Genomic DNA, 14974 nt, shown 5'->3' on the forward strand with positions numbered 1-14974 from the left:
ACGCCCCCGCTCCCCCCACTTGCACACTGCTGTGCAACATCGGGTATCTTGCACAGCAGTGTGTATTTGCACAGACTTGTGCAAGATGGGATGGGTGGAATCGAGATGCCTTTGCTGATCAAGGAACCGGTCGAACGGATGGAGCAGCCGTACGCCCGCCGCTGGTGGGCCCTCGGTGTGCTCTGCCTGAGTCTGCTGATCGCCGTGATGGCGAACACCGCGCTGACGGTGGCCGCGCCCGACATGACCATGGACCTCGGTCTGTCCAGCTCGGACCTGCAGTGGGTCATCGACGCCTACACCGTCCCGTACGCCGCGCTGATGCTGCTGCTCGGCGCGATAGGCGACAAGTACAGCCGCCGCGGCGCCCTGGTGCTCGGCCTGGTCATCATGTCCGTCGGCGCTGCCGCCGGTTCCGTGGTCGACAGCTCGACGGCGGTCATCGTCGTCCGCGCGGTGATGGGCGTCGGCGCGGCGCTGATCATGCCCGCGACGCTCTCGCTGCTGGCGGCGACCTTCCCGCGCGCCGAGCGGGCCAAGGCGATCACCATCTGGGCGGCCACGTCCGGCATCGCGATCGCGGCGGGCCCGCTGATCGCGGGCGCGCTGCTCCGTGACAACGGCTGGCACTCGACGTTCCTGATCAACATCCCGGTGGCGGTGCTCGCGATCATCGGCGCGTTCATCCTCGTACCGCCCTCGAAGGCGGCGCAGCACGGCCGGATCGACTACGTGGGCGGTCTGCTCTCGGTGGTTTGGGTGGGCTCCCTGATCTTCATGATCATCGACGGCCCGCACTTCGGCTGGGGCGTGCGGGCGATCTCCGCGGCGGTCGTCGCCGGGCTCGGCCTGATCGCCTTCGTCATCTGGGAGCTGAAGCACCCGCGTCCGGTCCTGGACGTACGCAAGTTCACGCAGCGCGGCTTCGCGGGCTCGAACCTCGCCGTGGCGCTGTTCTTCCTCGCGGTGTTCGGCGCCTTCTACTACCTGACCCAGCACCTCCAGTTCGTCCTCGCGTACGACCCGCTGGAGACCGGCATCCGCATGCTGCCGCTGGCCGGTGCGGTGTTCGTGGGCTCGGCGGTCACCGGCATCCTCGCGCCGCGCATCGGCGGCAAGATCATGGTGGTCGCGGGCATGGTGGGCGGCACGGTGGCGCTCGCCCTCCTGACGCAGATCGAGGCGGGCTCCACGTACGGGGCCTTCGTGGCACCGCTGATCATCCTGGGCCTGTCGCTCGGCTTCGCGGTCTCGCCGTGCACGGACGTCATCATGGGCTCGTTCCCCGAGTCGGAGCTCGGCGTGGGCGGCGCGGTGAACGACACCTCGCTGGAGCTCGGCGGTTCGCTGGGCATCGCGGTGCTCGGCTCGGTCCTCGCGAATTCGTACTCCTCGAAGCTGGCCGACGAGACCGCGGGCAGCAAGCTTCCCGCCTCCGCGCTCGACACGGCGCAGGACTCGGTGGGCGCGGGCAACGGCGTGGCACAGGGCATCGCCGAGCAGGCGCGTGAGCTCTCCGAGAAGGCGGCGAACGCGTCCTCGCAGCAGGAGGCGGCGCAGCTCAAGGCGCAGGCGCAGGAACTCGCCGGGGGCGCGCACCAGATGGCGGACGCGGTGGGCTCGGCGTTCTCCGGCGCGGTGGCCCACACCAGTCTGATCGGTGCGGTGATCCTGGGGGTGGGGACTGTTGTGGTTGCTGTGTTGCTGCCGGGGCGCCGGACTGAGGCCCGGGCGGGGGCGCGCAAGGGAGCGGACGGGCCGGTTGATGGCGCTGAGGAGGGTCGGGCTGAGTCTGAGTACGTGGGTGAGGGCCGCTGATAAGGGAGTTCGAGGAGGGTGAGCCGGGGGTGACCTGAGCCGGTGGGGACGGGACAGGTCGACCAGGGCTCGGTAGCGGTAGGGCTTCGCCGGGTCGGCGGCCCTATTCGGTGCCGGGGCCGCCCGGTTGTCCCGAGGTTGGCGGTTACGGGACGGGAGTCAAGGGCGCTCCTGCGTCGCGTCGGCTGCGCCGATTGCGCTGCGCTCCACCCTTGACACCCGTCCCTCCACCGCGCGAGGGAAGGCGACCGGACGGCCCGAGGGGCGGGACTCTCGACCACTCCCGCAGGGCCGTGGGGTCTCGCTGCCGGGTGCGGACCGGTACGTCGCAGGGCGCCGTCACGGGACGTGGTGCGCGGTCGCCCCGGGGATCGGTGCCGGTCTCGTCAAGCGGCTGCCGACCGGATCTTCTGGGGTGGCCGTCACGGGCTTCTTGCCGTCGCGCACGCCCGGTGGCCCGGGGGCTTGCAGTCGTCGACGGGGTCAGCGGCTGACCGGGTGCCTGCTGGGGGCGGCACCTAATTTCAAGAAGGCGCGTTGGGCAACGCGTGCGCCCCCTGTCTGTCAGAACACGACTTTGCCCAGGCAGGTGCGCCGCCCCGCGTGGCCCGGGGCCCTCGGCGGTTAGCCTCAAGGTCGGAACACGGGGGCAACGGGGAAGGGGGCGGAGCTCATGGCGGTCAAGCCGATGCGTGCCGCGATCGGGGAGATGTGGATCAACTGCCAGGTCTGCAAGGGGGATCTGTTCCGTGACCGCGAGGTCAAGCTCAACAGCTCCGGCATGGAGTTGATGAACCTGGCATGGGCGAACGAGTCCGCGACCGGGCTCATCTGCTGGCGCTGCGGCTACGTTCACCTCTTCGTGAACCGCGAGCTCCGGCTGTACCGGGCGGACAAGTGACACCGGCGGATGGCGGTGGATGTGTCGCCTGTGGGCTTGCCGGTGGCGCCGTTCCTCTTCCCGGCGGCACGCTGCTCCGCACACCCCACTGGACCGTCGAGCACTGCGTCGGCCCGCTCGGTGTCGGCACCCTCATCGTCAAGCCGTTGCGGCACATCACCGGCGTACACGAGATGAGTGCGGGTGAGGGTGCCGGGCTCGGGCCCTTGCTGGCCTGCGTGACGTCCGGCCTGCGCGCGGTGGTTGGGGAGGGGTGCGAGCAGGTCTACGTCTGCCTCTGGTCGCATGCCGGGCGCGTACCCGGTCACCTGCACTTCGTGGTTCAGCCCGCCCGTACGTCCGACATCGATCGCCACGGCGGCGCCTACGGACCCGCCCTCCAGGCGGCGATGTTCGCCGAGGGCGCGGAGCCGGAGCCGGGGGCCGTGGAGGAGTTCTGCGGGCGGATGCGGCGTGTGCTGGGTGAGGGTTCCGCCATCTAGGTGGGCGCGTGCGCAAACTGTTGACTCTTGTTCAAACCTGCCAGTAACTTCAGCGTTGCACCACTGAGAACCGCCGAAAGCCACTGAAGCCTGCTCAAATCGCCCCCACAGTACGGCTGTTGGCGCCCGTGGCTTGTTCGCTCCTCTCCGGGACTTACCCCCCATCGGATTCAAAGGAGACTCCAGATGGTGATCCGCGCACGCGCCCTGCGCCTGGCAGCCGCTCTCGCCGCCGCAGCCACCGCCACCCTCGGCCTGACCGCCCCCGCCCAGGCGGCCGGCGGCGAACCGCTCGACTACGTCGCACTCGGCGACAGCTTCAGCGCCGGGTCCGGCGTCCTCCCCCTCGACCTGACCGCGCCGCTCCTCTGCGCGCGCTCGACGGCCAACTACCCGCACGTCGTGGCCCAGCGCACCGGCGCCCGCCTCACCGACGTGACCTGCGGCGGAGCCCAGACCAAGGACTTCGCCGGGTCGCAGTACCCCGGCGTCGCCCCGCAGCTCGACGCCGTCGACGTCGACACCGATGTCGTGACGCTGACCATTGGCGGCAACGACAACAACACCTTCATCAGCGCGATCCTCGCCTGCGGCTCCGCGGGCGTGCTCTCCGGCGGCAAGGGCAGCCCCTGCAAGGACGCCAACGGGGACAAGTTCACCAAGGAGATCGACGCCAGTACGTACCCGGCCTTGAAGAACGCCCTGCGAGCGGTCAAGGCCAAGGCCCCGCACGCGCGCGTCGGCGTACTCGGCTACCCCTGGATCGTCCCGGCCCAGGCCGATCCCACCTGCTTCGCCAAGATGCCGATCGCCGCCGGAGACGTTCCCTACCTGCGGGATCTGCAGGCCCACCTGAACAAGGCCGTGCAGCGCGCCGCCACCGAGACGGGTGCCACGTTCGTCGACATGGCAGCCGCCTCGGAGGGGCACGACGCCTGCAAGCCGCTGGGCACCCGCTGGATCGAGCCCGTGCTGTTCGGCACGAACTTCGTCCCGGTGCACCCGAACGCCCTCGGCGAGAAGGGGATGGCCGACCAGGCCATCGGGGTCTTGAAGCTCGGCTGACCTCAGTCAGGAATCACGGCCGCTTCGTCCACACCGCCACGTAGTCCACCGCCATCGCCTTCCCCGGCTCCGTCCGCGCCACCGGAGTCGCCCTGCCCGCGACGCCGTCGGGGAAGGCGCCGCCCATCGCGACGTTCAGCAGGATGAAGTACCCCGCGTGGTCCGTCATGTTGGACCAGGTGGCGGCGGAGAAGCGGTCCTGGGAGAGGGTGTGGAACTGCTCCCCGTCCACGTACCAGCGCAGCTGGTTCGGGGTCGTCGAGCGGTCCCACTCGAAGCGGTACGTGTGGAACGCCGACTGGCAACTCGCTCCGGGACACGCGCGGTTGGCGCCCAGGCCCTGCGTCTCGTTGCAGTCGCCTCCCGGGTTCACCCCGCAGTGCAGCACGCCCCAGACCGAGTTGATGCCATTCACGTTCTCCATCACGTCGAACTCGCCTATCGACGGCCAGTTCTGGTAGTTGCCGCGATAGGGCGCGCCGAGCGCCCAGAAGGCGGGCCAGTAGCCGAGCGCGCTCTCGCCGGTGACGTTCGGCATCTGGATGCGGCCCTCGATGGCGAGCGTGCCGCCCGCCGGTGCCTTGAAGTCGCTGCGCTTCGTCTCGATGCGGGCCGATGTCCAGTTCCCGGCGCCGTCCCTGCGCGGGGTGATCCGCAGGCTGCCGTTCCCGTCGAGGGCGAGGTTGTCGGGGGAGTCCGTGTACGACTGGATCTCGCCCGTGCCCCAATTCGCGGGCCCGCCCGGGTAGTTGTGGCCCAGATCGATCTGCCAGTTGTCGGCGGACGGTCGGGAGCCCGCGGCGCCGTTGAAGTCGTCGCTCCACTCCAGCGACCAGCCGGGCGCCGGTGGCGGGACGTCGCCGCGTGCCGTCCCGGGCGTCATCAGGGCGCCGAGCAGGCCGACGGCGGCCAGGCCGGCCAGGACGGGGCCGGTGCGGGGGGAGTGGGTGAAGCGCCCGATGCGATGGGTGTGATCGGTGCGATCGATGTGAGCGGTGTGAGCAGTGTGATCGGTGCTCATGGAACACCTCCGTGGGGGGAGTGTGCGTACCGGTGAGAGCGCTCTCAGAACGCTCTCTGGGTTTTGTAGTTGCAGACATGCGGGGCGTCAATGGCTTCGCCGTGTCAACTTCCCTAACCAGTACGGTAGTTGTGTGAGTACCCCACAGAACGCCGACTTCTGGTTCGACCCCGTGTGCCCGTACACCTGGCTGACCTCCCGCTGGCTCCGCGAGGTCGAGCGGGTGCGGGACGTCGCCGTGCACTGGCGGGTGATGAGCCTCTCGGTCCTCAACGAACACCTCGACGTCGACCCCGAGGACCCCGAAGGGCAGTGGGGCGACTACATGCGGGGTCCGGGGCGGGTCTGTGCCGCCGTGTCCGAGCGGCACGGGAGTCAGGCGCTGGGGACGTATCTCGACGCGCTCGGCGTGCGGCTGCACGAGCGGGGCGAATGGGACGGCGCCGAGCGCGCACTCGCCGACGCCGGACTGCCCACGGAGCTGGCGGCGGTGGCCTGGACGGACGAGTACGACGACGCCGTGCGGGCCTCGCACGAGCAGGGGCTCGCGCTGGTCGGCCCCGACGTCGGGACGCCGGTGCTCTCCGTCCGGGGAGCGGGGGCGCTCTTCGGCCCCGTCGTCTCGCCCGCGCCGAAAGGGGAGGCGGCGGGACGGCTGTGGGACGGGGTGGTCCTGATGGCGGGTGTCCAGGACTTCTGCGAGCTGAAACGGCCGTACGGCGCACTCGATTTCGGCTGATCCCCGGGGTGGCCCGGCATCCTCAACTCACCGCGCTTGCTTACCTTTTCGTAAGTACCTGACTAATTAGTCGGTACTTGTGAGGCGCCGGGCGCTCGCCAAGCATGGTCGACATGACCACTCAGAAGCACGAGCAGCACAAGACCTCCGTGACCGTCCTCGGCCTCGGTGCCATGGGGCAGGCCCTCGCCGGCACCTTCCTCAAGGCCGGTCACCCCACCACCGTCTGGAACCGCACGCCCGGCAAGGGCGACGACCTCGTGGCCGGAGGGGCCACCCGCACCGCCACCGCCGCCGAGGCCGTCCGCGCCTCGGACGTGGTCGTCGTCTGCCTCTACGACTACGCCGCCTCGCAGGCCGTGCTCGGCCCGATCGCCGCCGACCTGTCGGGGCGCCTCCTGGTCAACCTCACCTCGGACACCCCGGAGCGTTCGCGCGAGGCCGCCGCCTGGGCCGCCGAGCACGGCATCGACTACCTGGACGGCGCCATCCTGGTGCCGGTGACCGTGATCGGCACCGCCGACGCGCTGCTCTTCCACAGCGGTCCGAGGGCCCTGTACGAGCGGTACGAGAGCACGCTCAAGGTGCTCGGCGGCCACACCGTCCACCTGGGCGAGGACCACGGTCTCGCGGCCGTCTACGACAACGCCCTGCTCGACTTCTTCTGGACCAGCATGTCCGGCCTCGTGCACGCCTTCGCGCTGGCCGGGGCGGACGGCGTGAAGGGGGCGGAGCTCGCGCCCTACCTGAGCGCCCTGCTCTCCATCTTCCCGGAGGCCATCGAGTCGACGGCGGTCGAGCTCGACTCCAACCAGTACCCGGGCGAGCAGGCCCCGCTCGTCACGGAAGCCGCCAACGTCGACCACATCATCCATGCCTCCGTGCACCGGGGCCTGGACGTGGGCGCCCTGAGCGGCATCAAGGCCGTCCTGGACCGGGCGATCGCCAAGGGGCACGGCGCGGACGGCTGGACGGCCACCATCGAGGCCGTACGCGGCGCGCGCTGAAGCGGCGTACGGTGAAAAGTGACCGCCGTCACAGAGCAGGAGCCGCGCGATGACTGGTGAACCGAGCTTCTTCGAGATCGGCGTCGAGGACCCGGAGCGGGGGCGGGCCTTCTACGGCGAGCTGCTCGGCTGGTCCTTCGAGCCGGGGCCGTCCGGACAGGGGTATGTGATCAAGACCCCCGGTGTGCCCGGCGGCATGCACGGCGGTGACGCGGGGGCCGCGCCCTACCTGTTCTTCCAGGTCGACGACATGGACACGGCGCTCGCCAAGGTCATCAAGCTGGGCGGCACGGTCGAAGCGCCCATCGGCGGGGAGAGCGAGGAGTCGGACGCCGCCTTCGGCCGGTTCCGGCTGTGCAAGGACGACCAGGGCTCCACCTTCGGCCTGCACCAGCCGCCGACGGCCCGCTGAAGCCCGGCGCGCGCCCGCTGAAGCCTGGCGCGCGCCCGCTGAAAAGACCGCCCCGCGCGCTGGCCTTGACGCCTGCGTCAAGGATTACCGTCGTGGACATGCGCATCGGCGAACTTGCGGAGCGGGCCGGCACCACCACGCGGACGCTTCGGTACTACGAGTCACGGGGGCTGCTGCCCGCCCGTCGCAGTGGCAACGGCTACCGCACCTACGACGAGGACGACGTACGCCTCCTGGAACAGATCAGGACCCTCCAGGACTTCGGGTTCGATCTCGAGGAGACGCGGCCGTTCGTGGAGTGTCTGCGGTCGGGGCATCCGGCGGGCGACTCCTGCCCCGCCTCGCTCGACGTCTACCGCCGCAAGCTCGGTGAACTCGACGCGCTGATCGGCGAGTTGAGTGCGGTGCGCGAACAGGTCGGTGCGCAGCTGGTGCGCGCCGAGGCGGCGGTTGTCGGAGGTCCGGAGCCGCGGTGCGAGCTGACGGACTGAGGGAGTGGGGACGTAGGCATGGCGATGGTCAAGGCGGACGGTGTGGCCGAGGTGACGGACGCGGACTTCGAAGGGGAGGTGCTCACGGCGGATCTGCCCGTGCTCGTGGAGTTCGGGGCCGAGTGGTGCGGGCCGTGCCGGCAGCTCGCGCCGGTGCTCAGCGAGATCGCGCGCGAGGAGGCGGACCGGATCAAGATCGTGCAGCTGGACGTGGACCACAATCCGCGGACGGCGATCGCGTACGGAATTCTCTCGGTGCCGTCCCTGGTGGTGTTCCGGGGCGGCGAGCCGGTGAAGTCCATGGTGGGGGCGCGGCCCAAGCGCAAGCTGCTGGCCGATCTCGCCGAGGTGCTCTGACGGCTGCCGAGGCGCTCTGACGGCGCGGAACGACGGAGAAAGAGAAATACCCCGGACGAATTGACGTCCGGGGTATTTCTTCGCGTATATTGGATCCTTTCGCGACCCCTGGCTCATCAAGGCACACGGAAGTCGCGAGAATCTGTATAAGAGCACTGTAACTGGCGAGGGGCTGAATTGTCAACCGAGGAATTGCGGGAAGAGCAGCAATTCGTCTCCGGGCTGTACGCGCGCCTCGACGCGCTGCGCGAGGAGGCCGAAGCCGCCGTGCGGACGTCGTTGTCGCAGGTCGGCACTGGTCTGCAGGCCAGGCTTGAGCGTGACGTCCTGGTGGCCGAGCGGTCCGGACTGCTGGCCGCCTTCAACGCGGGAGAGAACGGCCTCTGCTTCGGGCGGCTGGAATTCCGCGACGGCCGTGATCACCACATCGGGCGTATCGGAATCCGTGCGTCCGACATCGAGCGCACTCCACTCGTGATCGATTGGCGTGCCGAAGTCGCACGCCCCTTCTATCTCGCGACCGGCCATGTGCCGATGGGGCTCCGGCGGCGCAGGCACATCACCACCGAGGGCCGCGACGTCACGGCCCTGCACGACGAGATCCTCGATCTCGCCGACGACACCCGCACCGGGTACGAGGGAGCGGACGCCGACGAGGTGCTGCTCGCCGCGCTCGACTCGGCGCGCACCGGGCGCATGCACGACATCGTGCAGACCATCCAGGCCGAGCAGGACCGCATCATCCGGGCCCCGCACCACGGCGTCCTCGTCGTCGAGGGCGGCCCCGGCACCGGCAAGACGGTCGTGGCGCTGCACCGTGCCGCGTTCCTCCTCTACGCCCACCGCCGGCTGCTCGCCAAGCGCGCGGTCCTGATCGTCGGACCGAACCCCGCCTTCCTCGGCTACATCAGCGAGGTCCTGCCCGCGCTCGGCGAGACGGGCGTCCTGCTCTCCACGGTCGGCGAGCTGTTCCCCGGCGTGTCCGCCACCGGCACCGACACGCCCGAGGCCGCCGAGGTGAAGGGCCGCGCGGAGATGGCGGACGTGCTCGCCGCCGCCCTGCGCGACCGGCAGCAGACCCCCGAGCCCGGCGCCCCGCTGATCATCGAGCACGACGACGGCGACCTCGTCCTGGACTGGACGATCGCCCAGGAAGCGCGTGAGGCGGCCCGCGACGCGGACGTCCCGCACAACCTGGGCCGGCCGCACTTCGCCTTCCGCGTCATCGACATGCTCACCGAGCAGCTGGCCGAACGGCTCGGCGCCGACCCGTACGGCGGCCCCAACTTCCTGGGCCCCGACGACATCGCCCAGCTCGGCAAGGCCGTCGCCGCGAGCCCCGACGTGCACGCGGCCATCGAAGGGCTGTGGCCGCAGCTCACCCCGGAGGGCTTCCTCGCGGACTTCCTGGAGGAGCCGACGCCGTACCTGTCGGACCAGGACGCCGACGTCGTGCGGCGCCCGCACGGTGCCGCGTGGACGGCCGCCGACGTGCCGCTGCTCGACGAGGCCGCCGAGCTGCTCGGCAGCGACGACAGCGCGGCGCGCGCGATGGCGGAGGCCGAACGCGCCAAGCAGATCGCCTACGCGCAGGGCGTGTTGGACGTCTCGTACGCCTCACGGACGTACGAGTTCGAGGACAAGGACGACGAGGAGTCCGAGGTCCTGCTCGCGCACGACATCATCGACGCCGAGCGGATGGCCGAGCGCCAGGAGGAGGCCGACCACCGCAGCGCCGCCGAGCGCGCGGCGGCCGACCGGACGTGGGCGTTCGGCCACATCATCGTGGACGAGGCGCAGGAGCTGTCCGCCATGGCCTGGCGGTTGCTGATGCGCCGCTGTCCGACCCGCTCGATGACCCTGGTCGGCGACCCCGCGCAGACGGCGGAGGCCGGCGGCTGCGGCTCCTGGGAGACGATCCTGTCCCCGTACGTCGAGGACCGCTGGGAGTACACCCGGCTCGGCGTCAACTACCGCACGCCGGTGGAGATCATGGACGTGGCCGCCGAAGTGCCCCGCGTGGAGCACCCGGACTTCCGGCCGCCGAGTTCGGTGCGGTCCACGGGCGTGCTCCCCTGGGCGCGCCGCACCGACGACCTGGCCGCGGCGGTGGCCGACGCGGTGGCGGCCGAGGCACGGGACGAGGGACGCCTCGCGGTGATCGCCCCACGCGAGCTGCATGACGAGCTCGCCGGAAAGCTCCCCGGTGTGACGGTCGGGGAGGCCCCGGACCTGACGCGGCCGGTCGTCTTGATCGACCCGCGTCAGGCGAAGGGCCTGGAGTTCGACACGGTCCTGGTCGTGGAGCCGGGCCGTTACGGCACGAGCGACCTGTACGTGGCCCTGACCCGGGCCACGCAGCGGCTCGGCATCCTGCATGCCGAGGAACTGCCGGTGGCGCTCAAGCAGTTCGACTGATTCACATTCGACCGATTCACACAGGTCGCAGCCACACCGTGGCCAGCGGCGGCAGGGTGAGGCGCAGGGACGCGGGGCGGCCGTGCGACGCCACCGGCTCGGTCTTGATCGGGTCCGGGTTGGTGACGTCGCTGCCGCCGTAGCCCGCCGCGTCCGTGTTGAGGATCTCGTGCCAGGCGGTGAACTCGGCGGGGACGCCCAGGCGGTACTCGTGCCGCACCACCGGCGAGAAGTGCGAGATGGCCAGGAGCGGTGCGCCGGTCGTGTTCTGGGGGTCCTCGGCGGCGTACCGCAGGAACGCGAAGACGTTGTCCTCGGCCGCGTCGCCCTCCACCCAGGCGAAGCCGCCCGGGTCGGTGTCGCGCTGCCACAGGCACGGCTCGCGGCGGTAGACGGTGTTGAGGTCGCGCACGAGATCGCGTACGCCCCGGTGGTCGGCCTCGGCCCCGTACGCGGGGTCGAGCAGCCACCAGTCCGGGCCGTGCCCCTCCGCCCACTCGGCGCCCTGTGCGAACTCCTGCCCCATGAAGAGGAGTTGCTTGCCGGGGTGGGCCCACATGAAGCCCAGGTAGGCGCGGTGGTTGGCGCGCTGCTGCCACCAGTCGCCGGGCATCTTCGACACCAGGGACCGCTTGCCGTGCACGACCTCGTCGTGCGAGATCGGCAGGACGTAGTTCTCGCTGTACGCGTACACCATCGAGAACGTCATCTCGTTGTGGTGGAACTTGCGGTGCACCGGCTCCTTCGACACGTAGTCGAGCGAGTCGTGCATCCACCCCATGTTCCACTTCAGGCCGAAGCCGAGCCCGCCGAAGCCGCCGGGGCCCTCGTGGTGCGTCGCGCGGGTCACGCCGTCCCAGGCCGTGGACTCCTCGGCGATGGTGACGACGCCGGGGGCGCGGCGGTAGACGGTGGCGTTCATCTCCTGGAGGAAGGCCACGGCGTCGAGGTTCTCGCGGCCGCCGTGCACGTTCGGCGACCATTCGCCGTGCTCGCGGGAGTAGTCCAGGTAGAGCATCGAGGCGACGGCGTCGACGCGCAGGCCGTCGATGTGGAACTCCTCGCACCAGTACGAGGCGTTGGCGACGAGGAAGTTGCGGACCTCCTTGCGGCCGTAGTCGAACTCCAGGGTGCCCCAGTCGGGGTGCGCCGCCCGGTCCGGGTCCTCGTGCTCGTACAGCGTCCGCCCGTCGAACTCCGCGAGCGCCCAGTCGTCGCGCGGGAAGTGCGCGGGCACCCAGTCCATCAGGACGCCGATGCCCGCCCTGTGCAGCGCGTCGACGAGGTACTTGAAGTCGTCGGGCGTGCCGAGGCGGGCCGTGGGTGCGTAGAAGCCGGTGACCTGGTAGCCCCAGGAGCCGCCGAAGGGGTGCTCGGCGACGGGCATCAGCTCGACGTGCGTGAACCCCAAGTCGGCTACATACGAGGGCAGTTGATCGGCGAGTTGGCGGTAGGTGAGCCCTGGCCGCCAGGACGCCAGATGCACCTCGTACACGGAGAACGGCGCCTGGTGGACGGGCGTTTCCGCCCGGCGCACCAGCCAGTCCTCGTCGTGCCACTCGTGGTGCGACTCGTGCACGACCGACGAGTTCGCCGGCGGGGCCTCCGTGCGGCGGGCCAGCGGGTCGGCGCGCAGGGTCTTCGTGCCGTCGGGCCGGGTGATCTCGTACTTGTAGAGCTCGCCCTCGCCGACGGAGGGCACGAACAGCTCCCAGACGCCGCTGCCGCCGAGCGAGCGCAGCGGGAATCCGGTGCCGTCCCAGAAGTTGAAGTTCCCCACCACACGCACGCCCAGGGCGTTGGGCGCCCACACCGTGAAGCGCGTCCCGGTCGCCCCCTCGTGCACCATCGGCTGCGATCCGAGGGCCTGCCACAGCTGTTCGTGCCGCCCCTCGCCGATCAGATGCAGGTCGAACTCGCCGAGCGCGGGCAGGAAGCGGTACGCGTCGTGGATCTCGAGCTCGGCGTCCTCGTACGTGATGTGGAGCCGGTAGTCCTCGGGGATCTCCCGCAGCGGAAGCACCCCGGAGAAGAACCCCTCCCCGTCGTCCTGCAGCTCGGCCCGCAGATCCTTGGCGACGACGGCGACGGAGCGCGCGTAGGGCCGCAGCGCGCGGAAGGCGATGCCGTCGGGGACGGCGTGCGCGCCGAGCACCCCGTGCGGGTCGTGGTGCGTGCCGCCCAGGAGGCGGGCGCGGTCGGCCTGGGGGACGGGTGAGGTGGGCCGGCTGCTTTTCTTCTGCTTCTGCCGGGGCGACCGGGGCGGCTCCGGCGTCCGGCCTGCGGACTCCGGCTTCCGCCTGCCCTTCTTGCTGGCCTCGTCGGACGGTTTGCGCGGCTGCGGGCGGGGGGTCACGGGAGGAGCCTCCTGGGCGATGGCAGGTCAGTGGGGTTCGGTGGCGGGGCCGTTCGTGGCCAGGCGCTTGATCGCGGCGAGCGGCACGGGGAGCCAGTCGGGGCGGTGGCGGGCCTCGTAGAGGACTTCGTAGACGGCCTTGTCCGTTTCGTAGGCGCGCAGCAGCACCGGGTCCATGCGCGGATCGCGGCCGGACACCTCCGCGTACCCCGTGCAGTACGCGGCCCGGCAGTCGCCCGCCCACTCCGGCGCCCACGGCTCGTGGGAGCGCGCCGCGTAGTCGAAGGACCGGAGCATGCCCGCCACGTCGCGCACCGGCGGCTGCGGCATCCTGCGCTCGGCCAGCGGACGGGACGGCTCGCCTTCGAAGTCGATGAGCGACCACTCCCCGGCGGGCGAGCGCAGGCACTGCCCCAGGTGCAGGTCCCCGTGGATGCGCTGGGCCTTCCAGTTCGCCTCGCCGCGCCCCAGGTCGGCGAGCGCCTCGAACGTCGTGTGCAGGGCGGCGGCGTACGGCAGCAGGGCGGGCACCGCCTTGGCCGCCGTGTCCAGGCGGTCCGCCATGCCGTCGGCGATCAGCTCCACCTGGGCGCGGCCCAGCGTGACGGTGGGCAGCGCGCGGGCGAGCGCCAGGTGCACGTCGGCCGTCGCGCGCCCGAGCGCCCGTGCCTCGTCGCTGAAGTCCCGCCCCGCCGCGAGCTCCCGCAGGGCCAGCTCCCAGCCGTCCACCGTGCCCTTCAGATAGGGCTGGAGCACGCCGAGTACGTTCACCTCGTCCCCGGCATCGGCCAGGAACCAGGCGGCCGGGGCGGGCACCTGCGCACAGCCCTCGCGGGCCAGCATCAGGGGCAGCTCCAGGTCGGGATTGACGCCGGGCACGATGCGGCGGAACAGCTTCAGGATGAACGTATCGCCGTACACCAGTGAGGAGTTGGACTGCTCGGCGGCGAGCACGCGCGGCGCGAGGTCGTCTCCTATGGCCTTGCGGCGGTCGCGCTCGAAGCGGAGCTTGCCGACGCGCGCCTGTATGCGCAGCGCCTCGAGGAGGAAGCCGGACATACGGGGGTCGTGCAGCGCTTCGTAGACCGTGAACCCGGCGAGCGGCCCCCGCGTCACATGGCCGATCAGCGCGGGCGCGAGCCGTGGCGGCAGCTCGCGCCGTACGCCGATGAGGAGTTGATAGCAGTCGGCGGGCAGGGGCGGCACGCCGCCGGCTGCCGGGTCCGGCACCGGCGGCTGCCGGACCCGCACGAGCAGGTGCAGGAGCCCCAACTCGGCTGTCGGCGGGAGCAGTTCGGTCGCCGTGACCAGGTCGAAGTCGGTGATGGGGCGGCCCTTGCCCGCGAACCAGCGCTGCCGTGGCAGCCACGTACGCAGCAGCGGATCGAGCGAGGCGAGCAGCGCGTCCGTGGTGATGCCCGGGCGGGTGACGGCTTCCGACATGGCGTCGCGTCCTTTCCGCGGTGCGGACAAGGGAGGAGTGCGGGAGTGCCGGTTGTGCGGGAGAGTGCCCAGGGCGGGGCGGTGGAAACCGCCCCGCACAGGAGTAGCAGGGGTGGAGCCTACGCCGCGTCCCTGCGCAGCCGGAACCAGTAGAAGCCATGTCCGGCCAGAGTCAGCAGGTAGGGCAGCTCGCCGATGGCCGGGAAGCGCACCCCGCCGATCAGCTCCACCGGGTGCCTGCCGTTGAAGGTCTGCAGATCCAGTTCGGTGGGCTGCGCGAAGCGCGAGAAGTTGTGCACGCACAGCACCAGGTCGTCCTTGTACTCCCGCAGGAACGCGATCACCGCCGGGTTCGACGACGGCAGTTCCGTGTACGAGCCGAGTCCGAAGGCGGGGTTCTGTTTGCGGATCTCGATCATGCGGCGGGTCCAGTGCAGCAGCGAGGAGGGCGAGGACATGGAGGC

General features: G+C 70.7%; 13 protein-coding genes and 1 pseudogene. 10 read left to right on the forward strand and 4 right to left on the reverse strand.

Annotated features, from left to right (window positions below; genetic code table 11):
* Nucleotides 1-105: 105 nt before the first annotated feature.
* From ACIGXX_RS27130 to ACIGXX_RS27145, 4 genes are all read left to right on the forward strand, one after another.
* Nucleotides 106-1818, forward strand: coding sequence for an MFS transporter (locus ACIGXX_RS27130; protein ID WP_399979458.1), 1713 nt, complete (start codon nt 106-108; stop codon nt 1816-1818).
* A 673-nt stretch (nt 1819-2491) separates the two neighbouring features.
* Nucleotides 2492-2719: a hypothetical protein gene (locus tag ACIGXX_RS27135; protein ID WP_351163995.1), complete on the forward strand. Its 228-nt coding sequence runs from the start codon at nt 2492-2494 to the stop codon at nt 2717-2719.
* Nucleotides 2716-3201: a hypothetical protein gene (locus ACIGXX_RS27140; protein WP_351163996.1), complete on the forward strand. Its 486-nt coding sequence runs from the start codon at nt 2716-2718 to the stop codon at nt 3199-3201. The genes ACIGXX_RS27135 and ACIGXX_RS27140 overlap by 4 nt, the downstream gene beginning before the upstream one ends.
* A gap of 186 nt (nt 3202-3387) precedes the next feature.
* The gene (locus ACIGXX_RS27145; protein ID WP_361473155.1) at nt 3388-4266 is read left to right on the forward strand and encodes an SGNH/GDSL hydrolase family protein; all 879 of its coding nucleotides are present in this window, start codon (nt 3388-3390) and stop codon (nt 4264-4266) included.
* Nucleotides 4267-4288: 22 nt separating this feature from the next.
* Here the strand turns inward: ACIGXX_RS27145 and ACIGXX_RS27150 are convergent.
* Nucleotides 4289-5149 (reverse strand): annotated as a pseudogene (locus ACIGXX_RS27150) (glycoside hydrolase family 16 protein); the annotation flags it as partial.
* A 271-nt stretch (nt 5150-5420) separates the two neighbouring features.
* On the opposite strand from ACIGXX_RS27150, the gene ACIGXX_RS27155 reads away from it, so the two are divergent.
* The 6 genes from ACIGXX_RS27155 to ACIGXX_RS27180 all read left to right on the forward strand — a co-directional run bounded on the left by ACIGXX_RS27155 (nt 5421) and on the right by ACIGXX_RS27180 (nt 10711).
* On the forward strand, nt 5421-6026 hold the full coding sequence (locus tag ACIGXX_RS27155) for a disulfide bond formation protein DsbA (RefSeq protein ID WP_366465056.1): 606 nt from the start codon (nt 5421-5423) through the stop codon (nt 6024-6026).
* Nucleotides 6027-6139: 113 nt separating this feature from the next.
* Nucleotides 6140-7033 (forward strand): NAD(P)-dependent oxidoreductase, encoded by an 894-nt coding sequence (locus ACIGXX_RS27160; RefSeq protein ID WP_399979465.1) that lies wholly within the window; start codon nt 6140-6142, stop codon nt 7031-7033.
* Nucleotides 7034-7082: 49 nt separating this feature from the next.
* Nucleotides 7083-7445, forward strand: a complete 363-nt coding sequence (locus tag ACIGXX_RS27165; protein WP_351164000.1) for a VOC family protein — start codon at nt 7083-7085, stop codon at nt 7443-7445.
* Nucleotides 7446-7543: 98 nt separating this feature from the next.
* Entirely contained in the window at nt 7544-7936 is a 393-nt protein-coding gene (locus ACIGXX_RS27170; RefSeq protein WP_351164001.1) for a MerR family transcriptional regulator, read from the forward strand.
* A gap of 24 nt (nt 7937-7960) precedes the next feature.
* On the forward strand, nt 7961-8293 hold the full coding sequence (gene trxA / locus ACIGXX_RS27175; RefSeq protein ID WP_351164046.1) for a thioredoxin: 333 nt from the start codon (nt 7961-7963) through the stop codon (nt 8291-8293).
* A gap of 177 nt (nt 8294-8470) precedes the next feature.
* Entirely contained in the window at nt 8471-10711 is a 2241-nt protein-coding gene (locus ACIGXX_RS27180; RefSeq protein ID WP_383821035.1) for a HelD family protein, read from the forward strand.
* A gap of 16 nt (nt 10712-10727) precedes the next feature.
* Here the strand turns inward: ACIGXX_RS27180 and glgB are convergent, their stop codons facing one another.
* The 3 genes from glgB to ACIGXX_RS27195 form a co-directional block, all read right to left on the reverse strand.
* On the reverse strand, nt 10728-13067 hold the full coding sequence (gene glgB / locus ACIGXX_RS27185; RefSeq protein ID WP_366465054.1) for a 1,4-alpha-glucan branching enzyme: 2340 nt from the start codon (nt 13065-13067) through the stop codon (nt 10728-10730).
* A 27-nt stretch (nt 13068-13094) separates the two neighbouring features.
* On the reverse strand, nt 13095-14510 hold the full coding sequence (locus ACIGXX_RS27190; protein ID WP_399979472.1) for a maltokinase: 1416 nt from the start codon (nt 14508-14510) through the stop codon (nt 13095-13097).
* A gap of 119 nt (nt 14511-14629) precedes the next feature.
* Nucleotides 14630-14974: alpha-glucosidase C-terminal domain-containing protein (locus ACIGXX_RS27195; RefSeq protein ID WP_399979475.1), on the reverse strand; the 345-nt coding region annotated here is incomplete at its 5' end.

Source organism: Streptomyces sp. NPDC055243 (genome assembly GCF_044544025.1).
In the GTDB taxonomy this organism is placed as follows: domain Bacteria; phylum Actinomycetota; class Actinomycetes; order Streptomycetales; family Streptomycetaceae; genus Streptomyces.

Excerpts from the sequence above, each read along its gene's own strand:
- ACIGXX_RS27130 (WP_399979458.1), top strand. The coding sequence starts at position 106 with ATGCCTTTGCTGATCAAGGAACCGGTCGAACGGATGGAGCAGCCGTAC.
- ACIGXX_RS27135 (WP_351163995.1), top strand. The coding sequence starts at position 2,492 with ATGGCGGTCAAGCCGATGCGTGCCGCGATCGGGGAGATGTGGATCAAC.
- ACIGXX_RS27145 (WP_361473155.1), top strand. The coding sequence starts at position 3,388 with ATGGTGATCCGCGCACGCGCCCTGCGCCTGGCAGCCGCTCTCGCCGCC.
- ACIGXX_RS27160 (WP_399979465.1), top strand. The coding sequence starts at position 6,140 with ATGACCACTCAGAAGCACGAGCAGCACAAGACCTCCGTGACCGTCCTC.
- ACIGXX_RS27165 (WP_351164000.1), top strand. The coding sequence starts at position 7,083 with ATGACTGGTGAACCGAGCTTCTTCGAGATCGGCGTCGAGGACCCGGAG.
- ACIGXX_RS27170 (WP_351164001.1), top strand. The coding sequence starts at position 7,544 with ATGCGCATCGGCGAACTTGCGGAGCGGGCCGGCACCACCACGCGGACG.
- trxA (WP_351164046.1), top strand. The coding sequence starts at position 7,961 with ATGGTCAAGGCGGACGGTGTGGCCGAGGTGACGGACGCGGACTTCGAA.
- ACIGXX_RS27190 (WP_399979472.1), bottom strand. The coding sequence starts at position 14,510 with ATGTCGGAAGCCGTCACCCGCCCGGGCATCACCACGGACGCGCTGCTC.